This is a genomic window from Mesorhizobium sp. P3_A8 (assembly GCF_056402995.1).
In genome coordinates, this window is the sequence record NZ_JBFUGI010000003.1 from 578,125 (window position 1) to 595,000 (window position 16,876).

The 16,876-nt window shown below is 63.0% G+C and carries 15 protein-coding genes, 1 tRNA gene and 2 rRNA genes (1 of these 18 cut by a window edge); 11 read left to right on the top strand and 7 right to left on the bottom strand.

The genetic code is table 11. The annotated features are described in order from the left end of the window. Window positions 1-14 precede the first annotated feature (14 nt). The 8 genes from AC1DX4_RS10605 to AC1DX4_RS10640 are packed head-to-tail and all read left to right on the top strand — an operon-like array spanning window position 15 to window position 8,768. Window positions 15-602: an amino acid synthesis family protein gene (locus AC1DX4_RS10605; protein WP_477220265.1), complete on the top strand. Its 588-nt coding sequence runs from the start codon at window positions 15-17 to the stop codon at window positions 600-602. Then, a complete protein-coding gene (locus AC1DX4_RS10610) occupies window positions 595-2,394 on the top strand; it encodes an alpha/beta fold hydrolase (protein WP_477220266.1) in 1,800 nt (599 codons plus the stop codon). Before AC1DX4_RS10605 ends, AC1DX4_RS10610 begins: the two co-directional genes overlap by 8 nt. After that, entirely contained in the window at window positions 2,391-3,428 is a 1,038-nt protein-coding gene (locus tag AC1DX4_RS10615) for an LLM class flavin-dependent oxidoreductase (protein ID WP_477220267.1), read from the top strand. The genes AC1DX4_RS10610 and AC1DX4_RS10615 overlap by 4 nt, the downstream gene beginning before the upstream one ends. Before the next feature lie 10 nt (window positions 3,429-3,438). Continuing rightward, on the top strand, window positions 3,439-4,908 hold the full coding sequence (locus tag AC1DX4_RS10620) for an aldehyde dehydrogenase (protein ID WP_477220268.1): 1,470 nt from the start codon (window positions 3,439-3,441) through the stop codon (window positions 4,906-4,908). A 59-nt stretch (window positions 4,909-4,967) separates the two neighbouring features. Then, a complete protein-coding gene (locus tag AC1DX4_RS10625; RefSeq protein ID WP_477220269.1) occupies window positions 4,968-5,972 on the top strand; it encodes an ABC transporter substrate-binding protein in 1,005 nt (334 codons plus the stop codon). Between the two features lie 59 nt (window positions 5,973-6,031). Continuing rightward, window positions 6,032-6,892, top strand: a complete 861-nt coding sequence (locus AC1DX4_RS10630; protein ID WP_477220270.1) for an ABC transporter permease — start codon at window positions 6,032-6,034, stop codon at window positions 6,890-6,892. A 2-nt stretch (window positions 6,893-6,894) separates the two neighbouring features. After that, on the top strand, window positions 6,895-7,695 hold the full coding sequence (locus AC1DX4_RS10635; protein ID WP_477220271.1) for an ABC transporter permease: 801 nt from the start codon (window positions 6,895-6,897) through the stop codon (window positions 7,693-7,695). Continuing rightward, window positions 7,692-8,768, top strand: coding sequence for an ABC transporter ATP-binding protein (locus tag AC1DX4_RS10640; protein WP_477220272.1), 1,077 nt, complete (start codon window positions 7,692-7,694; stop codon window positions 8,766-8,768). The genes AC1DX4_RS10635 and AC1DX4_RS10640 overlap by 4 nt, the downstream gene beginning before the upstream one ends. A 49-nt stretch (window positions 8,769-8,817) precedes the next feature. On the opposite strand, the gene AC1DX4_RS10645 is transcribed toward AC1DX4_RS10640, so the two are convergent. After that, window positions 8,818-9,600 (bottom strand): DeoR/GlpR family DNA-binding transcription regulator, encoded by a 783-nt coding sequence (locus tag AC1DX4_RS10645; RefSeq protein ID WP_477220273.1) that lies wholly within the window; start codon window positions 9,598-9,600, stop codon window positions 8,818-8,820. Window positions 9,601-9,780: 180 nt separating this feature from the next. Between AC1DX4_RS10645 and AC1DX4_RS10650 the strand changes: the two genes are divergently transcribed. Continuing rightward, the gene (locus AC1DX4_RS10650; RefSeq protein ID WP_477220274.1) at window positions 9,781-10,584 is read left to right on the top strand and encodes a hypothetical protein; all 804 of its coding nucleotides are present in this window, start codon (window positions 9,781-9,783) and stop codon (window positions 10,582-10,584) included. Here AC1DX4_RS10650 and AC1DX4_RS10655 read toward each other — a convergent pair whose 3' ends face one another. Further along, complete coding sequence (locus AC1DX4_RS10655) at window positions 10,585-11,196, bottom strand: NAD(P)-dependent oxidoreductase (protein ID WP_477220275.1); 612 nt, start codon at window positions 11,194-11,196, stop codon at window positions 10,585-10,587. It lies immediately after the preceding gene. A gap of 36 nt (window positions 11,197-11,232) precedes the next feature. Next, entirely contained in the window at window positions 11,233-11,871 is a 639-nt protein-coding gene (locus AC1DX4_RS10660; protein ID WP_477220276.1) for a DsbA family protein, read from the bottom strand. Between the two features lie 138 nt (window positions 11,872-12,009). On the opposite strand from AC1DX4_RS10660, the gene AC1DX4_RS10665 reads away from it, so the two are divergent. Beyond that, window positions 12,010-12,927 carry a LysR family transcriptional regulator gene (locus AC1DX4_RS10665; RefSeq protein ID WP_477220277.1) on the top strand — a complete coding sequence of 306 codons (918 nt, stop codon included), beginning with the start codon at window positions 12,010-12,012 and terminating at the stop codon, window positions 12,925-12,927. Between the two features lie 32 nt (window positions 12,928-12,959). On the opposite strand, the gene AC1DX4_RS10670 is transcribed toward AC1DX4_RS10665, so the two are convergent. Next, a complete protein-coding gene (locus tag AC1DX4_RS10670) occupies window positions 12,960-13,697 on the bottom strand; it encodes a TetR/AcrR family transcriptional regulator (RefSeq protein ID WP_477220278.1) in 738 nt (245 codons plus the stop codon). Window positions 13,698-13,912: 215 nt separating this feature from the next. Between AC1DX4_RS10670 and AC1DX4_RS10675 the strand changes: the two genes are divergently transcribed. Then, the gene (locus AC1DX4_RS10675) at window positions 13,913-14,701 is read left to right on the top strand and encodes an alpha/beta fold hydrolase (protein ID WP_477220279.1); all 789 of its coding nucleotides are present in this window, start codon (window positions 13,913-13,915) and stop codon (window positions 14,699-14,701) included. A gap of 247 nt (window positions 14,702-14,948) precedes the next feature. On the opposite strand, the gene AC1DX4_RS10680 is transcribed toward AC1DX4_RS10675, so the two are convergent. The 3 genes from AC1DX4_RS10680 to AC1DX4_RS10690 form a co-directional block, all read right to left on the bottom strand. Continuing rightward, window positions 14,949-15,025 (bottom strand) — tRNA-Met (locus AC1DX4_RS10680). Window positions 15,026-15,215: 190 nt separating this feature from the next. Next, a 5S ribosomal RNA gene (rrf, locus tag AC1DX4_RS10685) occupies window positions 15,216-15,330 on the bottom strand. A 172-nt stretch (window positions 15,331-15,502) separates the two neighbouring features. After that, window positions 15,503-16,876: ribosomal RNA gene (locus AC1DX4_RS10690) — 23S ribosomal RNA — on the bottom strand; it runs 1,436 nt beyond the window's last position.

The following is a 16,876-nucleotide window of genomic DNA, read 5'->3' on the forward strand; positions in this document are numbered from 1 at the left end:
GACCCGAGGATTCCATGCAGCCTGCCATTCGCAAGATCGTGACCTATACCGAGAACACGCTGATCGAAGGCGGCAAGGCCGCCCCCCGGCCGCTGCGCCTGATCGGCGTCGCCGCGGTGCTGACCAATCCCTGGGCCGGTCGCGGCTTCACCGATGACCTTTCGCCCGAAATCCGCGCCTGCGCACCGGTGCTGGGAGAGATCCTGACCCGCGAGATCATTGCCATCGCTGGTTCCGGCGAGGCGATCGAGGGCTACGGCAAGGCGGCCATTTGCGGCACGTCGGGCGAGATCGAGCATGCTTCGGCGCTGATCCACACACTGCATTTCGGCAACCATTATCGCCGCGCCGTCGGCGCCAAGACCTATCTTGCCTTCACCAATCTGCGCGGCGGGCCGAACACACCGATCATGATCCCGCTGATGGACAAGAATGACGAGGGACGGCGCTCGCATTACCTGACCGTGCATTTCCAGATCGGCGATGCGCCGGCGCCGGACGAGCTGGTGGTGGCGCTTGGCGCGTCGATCGGCGGTCGCCCGCATCACCGCATCGGCGACCGCTATCAGGACCTCAAGGAGCTTGGGGACGTGCATGGCTGACGCTTTCGCATGGGCTCGACAGGACACGGCGCCCGACGGCACCGGCTTCATCCGAGCCGGCGCGGGCACGCCGGTGCTGTTCATCCACGGTGTCGGCATGAACGCGGCGATCTGGCAGCCGCAGATCGAGCGCATGGCAGACCGCTTTGACGTGATCGCCATCGACATGCTCGGCCATGGCCTTTCGCCGCTGCCGCCGCAGCACCCGGAACTGGCCGACTACGCCGACCAGGCCGTTCGCCTGCTCGACCATCTCGGCCTCGACAAGGTGTCCGTCGTTGGCCATTCGATGGGTGCACTCGTTGCCCAGGAACTCGCGCTGCACGCACCGGAGCGCGTCCGCCGCATCGTTTCGCTTAACGCGGTGTTCCGGCGTCCACCTGAACTGGCCGAAGCAGTTCGCCAGCGCGCCGTGGCGCTCAACGGCCGCAGCGATACGGCCGGCACGGCACAAACCATTGCCCGCTGGTTCGGAGATCCGGTGCCGGCCGAACTGGAGGCGGCAGCGCAGAAGACGGCATCCGCACTGAGCGCGGTCGACCCGGAAGGCTATGCCCGCACTTATCGCCTGTTCGCTCGTGCCGACGGCGATCATGCTGACCGCCTGCCGACGCTGGCCGTGCCGGCCCTGTTCATGACCGGCTCCGAGGACAGGAACTCTTCGCCGGCAATGTCGGCCGCGATGGGACGCCTGGCGCCGCATGGCCGCTGCACGGTGCTGCCGGGCGAGAAGCACATGATGGCGGTCGCCGCGCCCGATCTGACAACGCGCCATATCGTTGACTTCCTCGCAGAGGACGAAGCGATCGAACAAAACAACACTGCGGAGGCGAATACCGGGTTCGACAGCGGCGAGTTCCGCCGTGCGCTTGGCTCCTTCCTCACCGGCGTCACCATCGTCACAACGATCGGCCCCGAAGGCGAGCCCCGCGGCTTCACCGCCAACTCCTTCACCTCGGTGTCGCTTGATCCGCCGCTGGTGCTGGTCTGCATCGCCCACAAGGCGCTTGGCCATCCCGTCTTCGCGACTTCGAAAAGCTTCGCCATCAACATCCTGAATGAGGGTCAAAAGGCAGCGTCCGGCGTCTTTGCCTCGAAAGCGGCCGACAAGTTCGCCTCGGTGGCATGGCGGCCGGGACGGACCGGCAGCCCCGTGCTGGACGGCTCCGTCGCGTCCTTCGACTGCGACATGGAGCGGCTGGTCGAGGCCGGCGATCATTCGATCCTCATCGGCCGCGTCCGCGATTTCGAGCACAATTCGGCGCAGCCGCTCGGCTATTGCCGCGGCGCCTATGTCGCCCCCGGCCTCAGCCAGGACGCGCTCGCCGCCACCCAGCCCGGCACTGATGTCGGCGCCATCCTCGAAAATGGTGGCCGGATCCTGTTCCTGGAAACGGCGGACGGCTTTGAACTGCCGCGCGGCCGGGGATTGGGCTCGGCCGGTGACGGCAAAAGTCTGCGAGGGTTGCTTGCGGCAAAGGCCATCGAGGCTCAGCTCGGCTTCCTGTTCGCCGTCTGGGACGACGCCGGAAATGTTTCACGCACGCACGTCTACTATCGCGGCACGTTTGATGTGCCCGCTTCCAGCGATCGCGGCATCCGGCTGATCGAGATCGACGCGATCGAAGGCTTGAAGATGCCCGATCCGGCGATCCGCTCGATGCTCGCGCGCTATATCAGGGAATGCTCGGTGGATGCCTTCGGCGTCTATGTCGGCAACGATGTCGAAGGCGAGGTCCGGCCGCTCGCCAGACCCAGCGCTTCCATCGTCAATACAGGTGACCACGGATGAAATTCTCGCTCTTCGTGCACATGGAACGGTCGGACTTGGCCAAGCCGCATTCCGAGCTTGTGACCGAGCTCGAGGAGCTGGTCCTGATGGCCGAACAGGCAGGGTTCGAGACCGCCTGGATCGGCGAGCATCATGGCATGGAATTCACCATCTCGCCCAATCCCTTCATCAACATCGCCTATCTCGCGGCCAAAACCAGCCACATCCGCCTTGGCACTGGAACCGTGATCGCGCCCTTCTGGCATCCGATCAAGCTTGCCGGCGAAGCCGCGATGGCCGACGTCATCAGTGGCGGCCGGCTCGACATCGGCATCGCGCGCGGCGCCTACAGCTATGAATATCAGCGCATCTTTCCAGGCCTCGACGCCTGGGGCGCCGGCCAGCGCATGCGCGAGATCATACCGGCGATCCGCGGCCTCTGGGACGGCGACTTCGAACTCTCCGGCGAGTTCTGGCAATTCCCCGCCACCACCTCCTCGCCCAAGCCGCTACAGAAACCCTACCCGCCGATCTGGGTGGCGGCCCGCGACCCGAATTCGCACGATTTCGCCGTCGCCAATGGATGTAAGGTCCAGGTGACGCCGCTGGCTTCCGGCGATGACGAGGTGACGAGCCTGATGCAGCGCTTCAACGCCGCCTGCGCCTCGCATCCCGAGATCGAACGGCCGGAAATCATGCTTTTGATGCACACCTTCGTTGCCGAAGACGCGGCCGATGCCGATCGCCTCACGCAGGACCTGTCGAATTTCTACTGCCAGTTCGGCGCCTGGTTCCAGAACAAGAAGCCGGTGCATCAAGGCATATTGGAGCCGCTCACGGCGGACGAGATCGCGGCCATGCCGCAATACGCGCCCGACAAGATCAGGCAGAACCTGGTGATCGGCGAGGCCGATGAGGTTATCGCCCGGCTGAAGACCTATGAGGCGCTCGGCTACGACCAGTACTCGATCTGGATCGACAGCGGGCTTTCGCACGAGCGCAAGATGAAATCGCTGCAACTGTTCATCGACCGGGTGATGCCGGCCTTCCTCTGATCGCGAGCCCATGACCGACGCCCTCTTCAGGAATTTCATCGACGGCCGCTTCGACGAGCCGTCCGCCACGTTCGACAGCGTCGACCCGTCGACCGGCGCGGCCTGGGCCAGGATGCCGGCGGCGAGCGAAGCCGATGTCGACCGTGCCGTCGAGGCGGCTCACCGCGCACTGCGCTCAGACCCATGGCGAAGGATGACAGCAACGGCGCGCGGCAAGCTGCTGGTCAAGTTGGGCGACCTTGTCGCCGCCAATGCCGGGCGACTTGCCGAGCTCGAGACACGCGACACCGGCAAGATCATCCGCGAGACCCGCGCCCAGATCGCCTATGTCGGCGACTACTATCGCTACTATGGCGGGCTCGCCGACAAGCATGAAGGCACGCATGTGCCTGTTGACAAGCCGGATCTCGACGTCACCATCCGCCGCGAGCCGATCGGCGTCGTTGCCGCGGTGGTGCCGTGGAACTCGCAGCTCTTCCTCTCAGCCGTCAAGCTCGGCCCAGCGCTCGCCGCCGGCTGCACCATCGTGCTCAAGGCCTCCGAGGACGGCCCGGCGCCGCTGCTCGCCTTTGCCGAACTCGTCCAGGAGGCCGGCTTCCCCCCAGGGGTCGTCAACATCCTCACGGGCTTCGGCCGGGAGTGCGGCCGGCGCCTGACCAGCCATCCGCTGGTTTCGCGCGTCGCCTTCACCGGCGGTCCGTCGACGGCGCGCGCCATCGTCAGGAACACGGCGGAGAACCTTGCCTACACCACTCTGGAACTCGGCGGCAAAAGCCCGGTCGTCGTCTTCGCCGACGCCGACCTCGACAGCGCCGCCAACGCGGTGGTCGCCGGCATTTTCGCCGCGACCGGCCAGAGCTGCGTCGCCGGCTCGCGGCTGCTGGTCGAGCGTTCGGTGAAGGATGAATTCCTCGCCCGGCTGAAGCGCAAGGCCGAAGCGATCCGCATCGGTGATCCGCAGGATCCGGTGACCGAAATGGGTCCACTGGCCACGCTGCGTCAGCGCGACTGGATCGAGAAGGTGGTCGCAGAGAGCCTTGCCGCGGGCGGCACGCTGGTCACCGGCGGCACGCGGCCAGCCGGCAGCGGCTTCTACTACGCACCGACCATCATCGATGCCGGCGGCAATGATCTGCCCTGCGTGCGCGAGGAATTGTTCGGGCCGGTGCTCAGCGTGCTTGCTTTCGACAGCGAGGCGCAGGCGCTGGCACTCGCCAACGACACGCCCTTCGGCCTGGCTTCTGGCGTGTTCACCAGCAATCTCGGCAAGGCGCACCGCATGGCGCGCGACATCCATGCCGGCGTCGTCTGGGTCAACACCTATCGCGCCGTATCGCCGCTCGTTCCCTTCGGCGGCTACGGCCTGTCTGGCCTCGGCCGCGAAGGCGGGCTCGATGCCATCAGAGATTACACACGCTCGAAATCCGTCTGGATCAACACCTCGGACGAGCCGATCCCCGATCCCTTCGTCATGCGCTGAGAACCGCGGGACGCAGGTGCACTGAGAAAAACAAGAACAGACCAACAGAGGAGAATGACATGAAACTGATTTTGACCGGCCTGCTGGCCGGACTGCTCGCGGCGACAGCCGCCAAGGCCGATGAAATGGCGTTCACCAGCTGGGGTGGCACCACGCAGGAGGCGCAGACCAAGTCTTGGGCAGCCCCCTTCGAAGCCAGCTCCGGCATCAAGGTGCTGCAGGATGGTCCAACCGACTACGGCAAGCTCAAGGCCATGGTCGATGCCGGCAACGTCACCTGGGATGTCGTCGACGTGGAAATGGATTTCGCCATCAAGGCCGCCAAGGATGGTCTGCTCGAGCCGATCGACTATGCGGTCGTGCCCAAGGCCGATCTCGACCCGCGTTTCAGCAATGAGCATTCCGTCGGCAGCTTCTACTATTCCTTCGTGCTCGCCTGGAACAAGGGCGCGGTCTCGGGCGAACCGACCGGTTGGGCCGACATGTTCGACACCAAGAAATTTCCCGGCAAGCGAACCTTCTACAAATGGTCGGCCCCCGGCGTCATCGAGATCGCGCTGCTGGCCGACGGCGTGTCGGCGGACAAGCTCTATCCGCTCGACCTCGACCGGGCCTTCAAGAAACTCGACACCATCAAGTCCGATATCGTCTGGTGGGGCGGCGGCGCCGAGTCGCAGCAGCTGATTGCTTCCGGCGAGGCCGCCTTCGGCCAGCTGTGGAACGGTCGCGTCTTCGCCCTGCAGCAGGATGGCACCGATGTCGGCGTCTCCTGGAACCAGAACCTCACCGCCGCCGACGTGCTCGTCGTGCCGAAGGGCGCCAAGAACAAGGGCAGTGCGATGAAGTTCCTCGCCGCCGCCACCAGCCCGACCGGCCAGGCGAAATTCGCCGAAGCAAGCGGCTATGCGCCCATCAACACCAAGGCCAAGGCGGAGATGCCGGCCGATGCCGTCAAGGCGCTGCCCGATGCCCATGTCGAGGGCCAGATCAACCTCGACATGAACTACTGGGCCGAGCATCGCGACGAGATCGCCACGCGCTGGTATGCCTGGCAGACCAAGTAACACCGTTGCAGAACGACGTGGCGCGGCCTGCGCGCCCCGTTTCGAGACAGGACCACTCGATGCAGGGAAATTCTTTCAGACGCGGCTCGGTTGCCGGCCTGCCGGCCGGCAGCGGCAGCGCCTTGCCGGCCCTGCTCCTGGTTGGCTTGTTCTTCATCGTGCCGGTGGTCGCTTTGCTGCTGCGCAGCGTCACCGATCCTGAGCCAGGCTTGCAGAACTACGCCGCGCTGTTCGGCAGCGGCACCTATGTGCGGGTGTTCCTCAACACCTTCCTGGTCGCATCGGTCGTCACCGCCGTCACCATCCTGGTGGCTTTCCCAGTGGCCTGGATGCTGGCGATCATGCCGCCGGCCCTGGGCTCGATCGTCTTCGGCATCATCATCCTGTCGATGTGGACAAACCTTCTCACCCGCACCTATGCGTGGATGGTGCTGCTGCAACGCACCGGCGTCATCAACAGGGCACTGATGGGCCTGGGCATCATCCATGAGCCGCTGCCGCTCATCAACAATCTGGCCGGCGTCACCATCGGCATGGTCTACATCATGCTGCCCTTCATGATCCTGCCGTTGGTCGGCACGCTGAGGGCGATAGATCCGATGACGCTGCGCGCCGCCGCCCTTTGCGGCGCAAGCCCGTTCGAGGCCTTCCGCCGCATCCTCTTGCCACTGTCGCTTCCCGGCGTCGCCGCCGGCGGCCTGATGGTCTTCGTCATGTCACTTGGCTACTTCGTGACGCCTGCCCTGCTCGGCGGCACATCGAACATGATGCTGGCCGAGATGATTGCCCAGACGGTGCAGTCGCTGCTCAACTGGGGGCTCGGAAGTGCGGCCGCCTTCGTCCTGCTCGTCGTCACCATGGCCCTCTACGCGATCCAGCTTCGCCTGGTCGGCGCCAGGCGCACCGGCGGAGGGATCTGAGCATGCTGCTCGACTACGACAGGCTCGGATGGCTGCGCGTGGCGCTTGTCGGCTTCACGGCGGCCGTCGCGGCTTTCCTGTTGCTGCCGGTGGTCTTCATCGTGCTCCTGTCATTCGGCTCGTCGCGCTGGCTGGCCTTCCCGCCACCCGGCTGGACGCTGAAATGGTACCAGCAATTGCTGGCCGACCCGAGCTGGATCGATGCGGCGCTGACCAGCGCCCGGATTGCCGCCATGGCTGCCATCCTTGCCGTCATCATCGGCCTGTTCGCCTCCTTCAGCCTGGTCAGGGGCGAATTTCGCGGACGCCAGGTTCTGCGCGGGCTGCTGTTGACGCCGATGGTGCTGCCGGTCGTGGTCTTCGCCATCGCCATCTACGCCTTCTTCCTGCGCATAGGCCTCGCCGGCACCACGGTCGGCTTCGTGATCGCCCACACCATCCTCGCGCTGCCTTTCGCCATCATCCCTATCACCGCCGCGCTCGAGGGTTTCGACAAATCCATCGAGGACGCGGCCATCGTCTGCGGCGCCAGCCCGTTTCAGGCACGGTTGAGGATCACCTTGCCGTCGATCAGGATCGGCATCTTCTCGGCGGCGATCTTCTCTTTCCTGGCCTCATGGGACGAAGTCGTGGTGGCGATCTTCATGGCAAGCCCGACCTTGCAGACCTTGCCGGTCAAGATCTGGGCTAGCCTGCGCGCCGACCTCAGCCCCGTCGTCGCCGCCGCCTCCAGCCTGCTTGTCGGCCTGACCTTGTGCCTGATGATCGTGACCGCACTCCTTCGCAGAAAATTGTCCAGATGACCCGACCGTTCCTGTCCATACGCGCAGTGAGAAAGACGTTCGGCGCCTTCGTCGCCGTCCATGACGTCACCATCGATGTGCCCAAGGGTGAGTTCCTGACCTTCCTCGGCCCGTCGGGCTCCGGCAAGTCGACCACCCTCTACGCCATCGCCGGTTTCCAGGATCCGAGCTCGGGCGATGTGCTCCTGGAGGACAGGTCGCTGCTTTCGGTGCCGTCGCACAAGCGCAACATCGGCATGGTCTTCCAGCGCTACACGCTGTTTCCGCATCTGAGCGTCGCCGAGAATGTCGCCTTTCCGCTGCGCGTTCGCCGCCGGCCGGATGGCGAGATCAAGCGCAAGGTCGCCGACATGCTGGCGCTGGTGCGCCTCGAAAATTTCGCCGACCGCCATCCGGGCGCGCTGTCTGGCGGCCAGCAGCAGCGCGTGGCGCTTGCCCGCGCGCTGGCCTACGATCCGCCGATCCTCTTGATGGACGAACCCCTGTCGGCGCTCGACAAGAAGCTGCGCCAGGAGATCCAGGCTGAGATCCGCCGCATCCACCGCGAGACCGGCGTCACCATCCTCTATGTCACGCACGACCAGGAGGAGGCGCTGCATCTTTCGGATCGCATCGCCCTGTTCAGGGAAGGCCGCATCGAACAGATCGGTACCGGCGAGGATCTTTACCTCCGGCCGGCGAGCGAGTTCGTTGCCGGCTTCATCGGCAACTCGAATTTCCTGCCGGCCGAGCATTTGCAAACCGCGGGCGGGGCGTCAACGATCCGCCTGGCCGACGGCTCGATCGTGACCGGCGTCAAGACGACAACGTCCTTCGGCCAAGGCCAGAAGGTCCGGCTGATGGTGCGCCCGGAAGCCTTCCGCCTCACGCCCGGGCCAACAAGCGCGGCACTCGCCGTCGAGATCGTCGATACCGCCTTCTTCGGCGATCGCCGGCGCGTCGTGGCGCGTACGGCCAGCGGCGACGAAATCGATGTCAGGCCAACCTCGGATGCAGAGGAAGCGGATAGCGCCGCCACATCAGGTCAGCGCATCTTTTTCGATCCCGCTTCGGCATTCCTGTTCCCGGCCTGACGACTGGCATTCTTCCTGCCGGGTTCGATTCCGCCCTCGGCAACTCCGTTCAGCCGCCGCTGAAAACGTGGAGTCCCGTTCCAGCCGCTTCAATGACAGCGCGTAGCGCTGGTTGCGGCTCACGATCGGTGACGATGTCGGAAAGCTCGCCGAGCCCGCAGACGCGTTCGAGGCTGTTGCGGCCGAACTTGTCGTTGGTCACCACAAGCGCCGTCGACAGCGCGCGCGCAATCATCGCCCGCTTGACCGCCGCCGCCCCCGTGATCATGTCGCTGGGCCCGTCCACCGACAGGCTCGAGGCGCCGATGATGGCAATGTCGGCATTGTAGCGCCTGACGAATTCCACCGTATCCTCACCGACCACGCTGGCTTCGCGGCTGTCATAGGTTCCAGGGCACAGGATAACCCGGAAGGTCGGATTGGCCCCGGTCACCGAGGCCACGCCGATGGAATTGGTGATGATGGTCAGCTCGCGCTTGAGCTGCGAGAGACTGCGTGCCACCTCGTAGGTGGTCGAGCCGCCATCGATCATCACGATCTGGCCTTTCTCGACCAGTCCGGCCGCACCACGCCCGATCCGGGCACGCTCCTCGATCATGGTCTGGCTGCGCTCGGCAATCACCGGTTCGGATGTCACCAGCGAGATCGTCGCGCCGCCATAGGTTCGGTTGAGCAGTCCTGCATCGCCAAGCTCGATCAGGTCGCGGCGGATCGTTTCGCCGGCGACACCCAGGCGCAAAGCGAGCCTGGAGATACGGATCGACGCCGAGCGGCGCACTTCCGTCAGGATGAGCGCATGCCGCTCCTTCTTCGATAGCCGGCTCTTCTCCATGATCGATTCTCCGCGAAGTCGACACTATTAACCATGCCGACGCTGATGGGGAAGGAGTCTCGAAAGGCCTAGCTGGTCAGCCCCGATTCGAACGGTTCAAGCCGGATGCCGGCTGACAAGCGCAAGCGCTGCTGATTTGATGACGTTCCGACGAATCGGCGGAAGACGACGGAGACCGCAATGCATGTCGTGACATTGTTGAAGGCTGATATGTTCGACGTCGAGATCGACGGCAAGCCCGCCTCGATCCCGCAGGCCTTGCCGGACTGGAACCCGCATGACCGCTTCGGCCTGGTGATCGACGATGCGCTTGGCGGCATCGGCGCCACCCATCTTCTGCAGATCGCCATCACCTCCTTTTACGACATCAAGCCGAGCCGTCGCACGGAGCTGAAGGTCTATCCCGAAATCTATGCCTTCCACATCGGCAAGGGTTATGGCGCGCACGCGCCCTATGATTTCTGGCCGGCCCGGCGCGAGATCATCACCTCGCTCGATCATCGAGAAGTGCTCGACGCCATCAATGATCGCGGCATCACAAGGCTGGCCGTTCCCGATCGCGCTCCACGCAAGGTCGTGCATCGGCCGAAGGAAGTCGATGCGGCGCTCGACCGCATCGCATCGGCCTTCGTCTACGACCCGTCGGGTCGGGTTTCGGATCCCGACCTCGTCATTTCAGGCAACGACAGGCGTACTGAATACAATCCCAACAGTGCCTTGCGGCCGCGCTACAGCGACAGCCGGCCGGCTTCGGTTTCGACCGCGGCCAAGCCGGTCAAGGAACTCGATTCGTCCTACCAGGACTGGCTGCGCAAGCGTGAGCACGATTTGACCAGCGAGGAACGCGCCTTTGTCGAACGCCGCCGCCAGGATCTGAGACAGGACGGCCTCGTCACCGAAACCTATCGGCGCATCAGTGTCCGCGAAGCGCTGATGCGGTTGGCGTCTGCCGGCCTCGATCGAGACACGGCCGCCGCCGTTTGATCAATAGCCGACGGTAAAACGCTGCCTGATGTGGGCCGGCTTCTCGATCTCGTCGACCATGACGATGGCATAGTCCTCGAAGGAGATGCTGCTGCCCTTGTCCGAGGCGAGAAGCGTGTCCTTGCCGAGGCGGAACTTGCCGGTGCGCTCGCCCGGAATGAACATGGCGGAGGGCGACAGGAAGGTCCAATCGAGGTCGCCCACCGTCTTCAACGTGTCGAGGAAGTCGGCGCCCTTCTGTGCTTCGGCCTTGTAGATATCAGGGAATTCAGGGGTATCGACCAGCCTTTTGCCGGGCGCGACTTCAAGGCTGCCGGCGCCGCCGACAATGAGATAGCGCTTCACGCCGGAAGCACGCACGGCGGCGATCAGCGTTTCGGGGTCGCTATCCAGAAAGTGCACGGCGCTGATCACCACATCATGGCCGCGGATCAGGTCGGTGAGGCCTTGCCTGTCGAAGACATCGCCCTTCCTGGCCGTCACACCGGGCAGTGCGGCAATCTTTTCCGGGCTGCGGGCGATACCGGTGACCGTATGTCCACGGTCGGAGAGTTCCTTGAGCAGGCGCGAACCGACAGCGCCCGATGCGCCGATGAGAGCGACTTTTGCCATGTCTTTTTCCAGTCCTTGTTGGAGTTCTGTTGGGGATCACGCCGCCGCGATATGGGCGAGGAGATTGTCAAAGCTGCCGAACAGCGCGTTCGAGCCGATGAGCCGAGGCGCATCGTTGCGGATAACTGCAAGGGAAGGCACGCCATTGGCATGCAGGCGCTGGAACAGCGCGCGGCCACGGCCGATCAGCTCGCTGTGAGCCGTCAGCAAGATTTCGGTCGGCTTCTTCAGCGTTGCCGCGAAATCCGCCATACCGGCATCGGCGAGCACGCCAGCCACGCCTTCGACAGTCACGATATCGCGGCCGTCGACATAGCGCGCACGCTGGATCGCCTTAAGCGCCGCGAGCCGGCGGCTGGGGTCTTTCAGGCCGGCGGCACTAATGCCGAGGGTCGCGGCATGCGAGTCCAGCAAGGTGCCTCTGACATTGAGGACATTGTGCTGATAAGCCTGTGTGAACTTCTGTCCGGTCAGACGCTCGATACGCTGGTCGTTCGCCCAGGCATGGGCGGCAAAACCCTCATCCATTGGCCGAGCACCGGCACCGGAGAACAGGCCAGTCGGCAGCAGCTCGAGGCGCAAGCCGCTGGCCGACAGCCTGTCCAGCATCGGCGTGGCGCCGTAGCACCAGCCGCAGAGCGGGTCGAAGAGATAAGTCACGTCTGAATTGCTCACGATCGCTGCCATCCTTGGTACGGACTGTCGGCTGACGGGCCGCCAAATGTCTTGGCCTTATGTGGCAGAGGGAGGCCTTGCGATAAATGGCACCCAATAATACAAACTGTCTGATCAAATCAGACAAAAGCAATCACCTTGGCTGACCTTCTGAACCTCAACCGGCTCGTCTACTTCACCACGGTGATGGAGACTGGCTCGTTTACATCGGCTGCGGATCGGCTTGGCGTCGCCAAGGCCGTCGTCAGCCATCAGATCGGCAGGCTCGAAGAGGAACTGGGCGCGACGCTGCTGCAGCGCACGACCCGGCGCGTCACGCCAACGGAAGAGGGCCGGCTCTTCTATGACAGGGCGGTGATCATCCTGCGCGAAGCGGAGTCGGCCTATGGTGAGATCTCGCACAGCGCTGTCGAGCCGAGCGGAACGCTGAGACTGACCGCGCCGCTCGACTATGGCACCAGGATGGTGGCCCCTGTCATGGCGGCATATCTGAAGACCTATCCGCAGATGCGCGTCGAAGCGATCTTCGACGACGCGGTGAGCAATCTGGTCGACGAGCAGATCGATCTCGGCATCCGCGTCGGCTGGCTCGCCGATTCTTCCAACCAGGCGCGGCGCCTGGGCACGATCCGGCAGGTCGTCGTTGCCAGCCCGGCCTTCGCGGCAAGCCTGCCCGCGAAGGCCAACCCGAACCAGGCGCGATCGCTGGCCTGGGTCGGCAATGCCCAACTGCGCGGCGTCGGCCAATGGCTCTTCTCCAAGGGCGGCGAGACGGTGCTGACCGAACTCAATCCCGTCGTCGTCTGCGACAAAAGCCCGGCGGCCTATGCTTGCGTTCTCGCCGGCATCGGTCTGGGCATATTTCCCGACTATGCGGTCGATGAGGATATCGTCGGGGGCCGGCTTGTGCGGATATTCGCCGAATGGACCCTGCCCACAGGGGGCATCCATGCCGTCTTTCCGCCGGCCCGCTTCCGGCCCGCCAAGGTGCGCGCCTTCGTTGAATTGCTCGCGGCTGCCGAGAGAAAGCGGGCGCGCGGCGTCACCAAAGGGTGAAGCGGATCCTTCTCAGCAAGACTCCAGCGGAATCATCTTGGCTGCAGCCGAGCCAGTTTGGCGGCAATGCCGTCCAGGATCAGCTCGAGCCCCGCTGCAAAGCTTTGATCCTGGATCGCGTTTCCGTCGAAGTCGCGGCTCTCCTCGAACAGCGCGGTGGTCAGCGGATAGGTCCCGGAGCTGGTGATCGAGACCACATAGGCAGCCTGATCCGCCCGCCACTGCTCGGCGGACAGCCCTGAAATACCGATAGCGATATCGTCGGCGATCTCGGACGCGACGAAGCCGCGCACATAGGAGATCAGCGTATCGATGAGAACGAGCCGCTCTCTCGCTGACAGACCATGCTCCTCCAGGAGGCCTAGTGTTGCCTCCAGTCGCTTCAGCCGGTTGGGACCGAGCGTTGGCCGGCCGGCCAACGCCGTCACCATCCAGCGATGAGCCAGGAAGGTTTGGCGCGTGGCCCAGCCGATAGCGCTGAAGTCGGCGCGCCAGTCGCCGGAAGGACTGAATGCTCCGGTGGCCAGCGCACCATCGACCATCAGGTTCAACAGATCATCCTTGCGGGCGAAATAACGATAGAGCGAACTGGTGCCGCTGCCGATCGCCGAGGCGATGCGGCGCATGGAAACGGCGTCGATCCCCTCGTGATCCGCTATCTCGATTGCCGTCCGGGCGATCGCCTCACGGTCATGCGATGGCTCGGGGCCGCGTGCGCCACGCGCCGGCCGCATCCAGATTACTGACGGCGCCTTGTCGCTGATGGCCATACGCCTTTCCTATTGCGAACACTGTTCGCATATTCTATGCAGACAATACTGCGAACACCGTATCCAAATTAAAGGAGCGAGCAACTCCTTTGGTCGGTGTTGGGCAAACAATTGTCCGCAGGACCGGAGCATTTCGCATGAAAGCCACAAGCGCGAGACCCTATACGACCGGCGCCGTCACATCCCGTGACGGCACCACGATCGGCTACCGGCAGATGGGCAACGGCCCAGTTCTGATCTTGCTGCATGGCGGTATGCAGGCGGCACAGAACTTCATGAGGCTCGCCACTGCGCTCTCAAATACCTTCACCCTCTGCATACCTGATCGCCGCGGGCGTGGACTGAGCGGACCGTTCGGCGACGAATATGGAATGGAGAAGGAGCTTCAGGATCTTCATGCCCTCGTGGCGGGAACCGGCGCACAAGACGTCTTCGGCCTGAGTTCAGGCGCCCTCATCGCCCTTCAGGCAACGCTCTTCCTGCCTTCCCTGCGCAAGGTCGCGCTTTACGAACCGCCATTAGCGATCGCCGGCGCACCGTCGCCCTTGGCCTGGGCGCCGCGCTATGAAAGCGAGCTGGCGCGTGGCGATCTGGCGGCCGCCATGGTTTCCTGCATGAGGGGGACCGGCGACATCTCGACGATCAAGATGCCACGCTTCATCCTGGTCCCATTGATGCGGCTGGCCATCCGGGCCAGCGCGAGCGACGAGAAAAGCGGGAACGTCCCGCTGGATGTCCTTATCCGCGCCGTTCACTTCGATGTTCGCCTGGTAGCGGAGATGGCAGGCACTATCGAGAACTTCAAAGCCACGCGCACGGAAGTCCTCCTGGTCGGAGGCGACCAAAGCGCTGCCTATCTGCCTCCGACGCTGGACGCGCTGGCCGGTATTCTGCCCAGTGCCAAGCGTCTCGAATTGTCCGGTCTCGGCCATTTGGCGGCGGACGATGTCGGTCAGCCGGAGCGTGTCGCCGACGTGTTGCGGCCGTTCTTCTCGCAGCCTTGATTCGGTGAGATAGGCATGCTGCATCGCGAAAGCGTTCCGAGGGCCGGGGTCGTCACCTAAACCCGTCAGTCAGTGATGACTTACATTGACGGTGCGGCCGATCCGATCCGACTGATCAACGCATTGATTTTACTTCGGAACCAGACTCGAGAGCTCGTTTTCGCTGCGGTCTGCTGCGGGGTTAGAATTGCTGGCCACGACCTGTAGATACAAAAAAGGCCCGCATGAATGCGGGCCGTTTTTTGTTTGGTTGCGGGGACAGGATTTGAACCTGTGACCTTCAGGTTATGAGCCTGACGAGCTACCGGGCTGCTCCACCCCGCGTCAACCCTAAGCAAGCGCTTGCTTGCTGACCTAAGCAAGCATTTGCTTGCTTAGGACGTAAGCGCAAGCCGATAAGCAGGCTGGCCTACAGATAGGTAGGTGGCTCACCAAATGAAAGGGCCGCTTACGCGGCCCGTTGTCCCTTGGCGGGCCTTGTCGTGAAGAGAAGATTTCAACGTGCATTTAGCAGACCTGGCAGCGACCTACTCTCCCGCGTCTTGAGACGAAGTACCATCAGCGCTGGAGCGTTTCACGGCCGAGTTCGGAATGGGATCGGGTGCAGCCGCTCCGCCATAACCACCAGGTCGGCAAAACGCACGTTGTTCGAGAAGCTTTTTGAGCGAAGGGAGCGCAAAGAGACGTCGCCAGCAGAGCTGTCGGGTGCCTCTCGGGCTGTTCGCTGGTCTTTTTTGTGCCATCCATCTGACTTCTAGCGCAATCCGCTGGATTGCGCCGAGATGGGCATAAGGAATGAGAACGATCAAGCCGATCGAACTATTAGTACCGGTAAGCTTCAAGCGTTGCCGCTCTTCCACACCCGGCCTATCAACGTGGTCGTCTTCCACGGTTCTCAGGGAATACTCGTTTTAAGGTGGGTTTCCCGCTTAGATGCCTTCAGCGGTTATCCCGTCCGGATATAGCTACCCTGCTATGCGGCTGGCGCCACAACAGGTCCACCAGAGATCCGTCCATCCCGGTCCTCTCGTACTAGGGACAGATCCTTTCAATATTCCTACACCCACGGCAGATAGGGACCGAACTGTCTCACGACGTTCTGAACCCAACTCACGTACCGCTTTAAATGGCGAACAGCCATACCCTTGGGACCTGCTCCAGCCCCAGGATGCGATGAGTCGACATCGAGGTGCCAAACAACCCCGTCGATATGGACTCTTGGGGGTCATCAGCCTGTTATCCCCGGCGTACCTTTTATCCGTTGAGCGATGGCCCTTCCACGCGGGACCACCGGATCACTATGACCGACTTTCGTCTCTGCTCGACTTGTCAGTCTCGCAGTCAGGCAGGCTTATGCCATTGCACTCAGCGAACGATTTCCGACCGTTCTGAGCCCACCATCGCGCGCCTCCGTTACTCTTTAGGAGGCGACCGCCCCAGTCAAACTACCCACCATACATTGTCCCGGACCCGGATAACGGGCCGCGGTTAGACATCCATAGTAATAAGGGTGGTATTTCAAGGGTGGCTCCACCTGAGCTGGCGCCCAGGTTTCAAAGCCTACCACCTATCCTACACATGCCACTACGAATGCCAATGTAAAGCTATAGTAAAGGTGCACGGGGTCTTTCCGTCTAACCGCAGGAACCCCGCATCTTCACGGGGAATTCAATTTCACTGAGTCTATGCTGGAGACAGCGGGGAAGTCGTTACGCCATTCGTGCAGGTCGGAACTTACCCGACAAGGAATTTCGCTACCTTAGGACCGTTATAGTTACGGCCGCCGTTTACTGGGGCTTCGATTCAGAGCTTGCACCCCTCCTCTTAACCTTCCAGCACCGGGCAGGCGTCAGACCCTATACGTCGTCTTGCGACTTCGCAGAGCCCTGTGTTTTTGATAAACAGTCGCTACCCCCTGGTCTGTGCCACCCTCCTCTACTTGCGTAGAAAAGGGTCACGCTTCTTCCGAAGTTACGCGTGCAATTTGCCGAGTTCCTTCAGCATAGTTCTCTCAAGCGCCTTGGTATACTCTACCAGACCACCAGTGTCGGTTTCGGGTACGGTTTATAAGGAGGAGCTATTTCCTGGAACCACGCAGCAGCCCGTTCAATCCGATAAGATTGGACTACCTCAATGATCCGTCACTACCTCCAAGCCCACGAATATTAACGTGGT

Coding starts and splice junctions, on each gene's coding strand:
- AC1DX4_RS10605 (WP_477220265.1), top strand. CDS start 15: ATGCAGCCTGCCATTCGCAAGATCGTGACCTATACCGAGAACACGCTG.
- AC1DX4_RS10610 (WP_477220266.1), top strand. CDS start 595: ATGGCTGACGCTTTCGCATGGGCTCGACAGGACACGGCGCCCGACGGC.
- AC1DX4_RS10615 (WP_477220267.1), top strand. CDS start 2,391: ATGAAATTCTCGCTCTTCGTGCACATGGAACGGTCGGACTTGGCCAAG.
- AC1DX4_RS10620 (WP_477220268.1), top strand. CDS start 3,439: ATGACCGACGCCCTCTTCAGGAATTTCATCGACGGCCGCTTCGACGAG.
- AC1DX4_RS10625 (WP_477220269.1), top strand. CDS start 4,968: ATGAAACTGATTTTGACCGGCCTGCTGGCCGGACTGCTCGCGGCGACA.
- AC1DX4_RS10630 (WP_477220270.1), top strand. CDS start 6,032: ATGCAGGGAAATTCTTTCAGACGCGGCTCGGTTGCCGGCCTGCCGGCC.
- AC1DX4_RS10635 (WP_477220271.1), top strand. CDS start 6,895: ATGCTGCTCGACTACGACAGGCTCGGATGGCTGCGCGTGGCGCTTGTC.
- AC1DX4_RS10640 (WP_477220272.1), top strand. CDS start 7,692: ATGACCCGACCGTTCCTGTCCATACGCGCAGTGAGAAAGACGTTCGGC.
- AC1DX4_RS10645 (WP_477220273.1), bottom strand. CDS start 9,600: ATGGAGAAGAGCCGGCTATCGAAGAAGGAGCGGCATGCGCTCATCCTG.
- AC1DX4_RS10650 (WP_477220274.1), top strand. CDS start 9,781: ATGCATGTCGTGACATTGTTGAAGGCTGATATGTTCGACGTCGAGATC.
- AC1DX4_RS10655 (WP_477220275.1), bottom strand. CDS start 11,196: ATGGCAAAAGTCGCTCTCATCGGCGCATCGGGCGCTGTCGGTTCGCGC.
- AC1DX4_RS10670 (WP_477220278.1), bottom strand. CDS start 13,697: ATGGCCATCAGCGACAAGGCGCCGTCAGTAATCTGGATGCGGCCGGCG.
- AC1DX4_RS10675 (WP_477220279.1), top strand. CDS start 13,913: ATGGGCAACGGCCCAGTTCTGATCTTGCTGCATGGCGGTATGCAGGCG.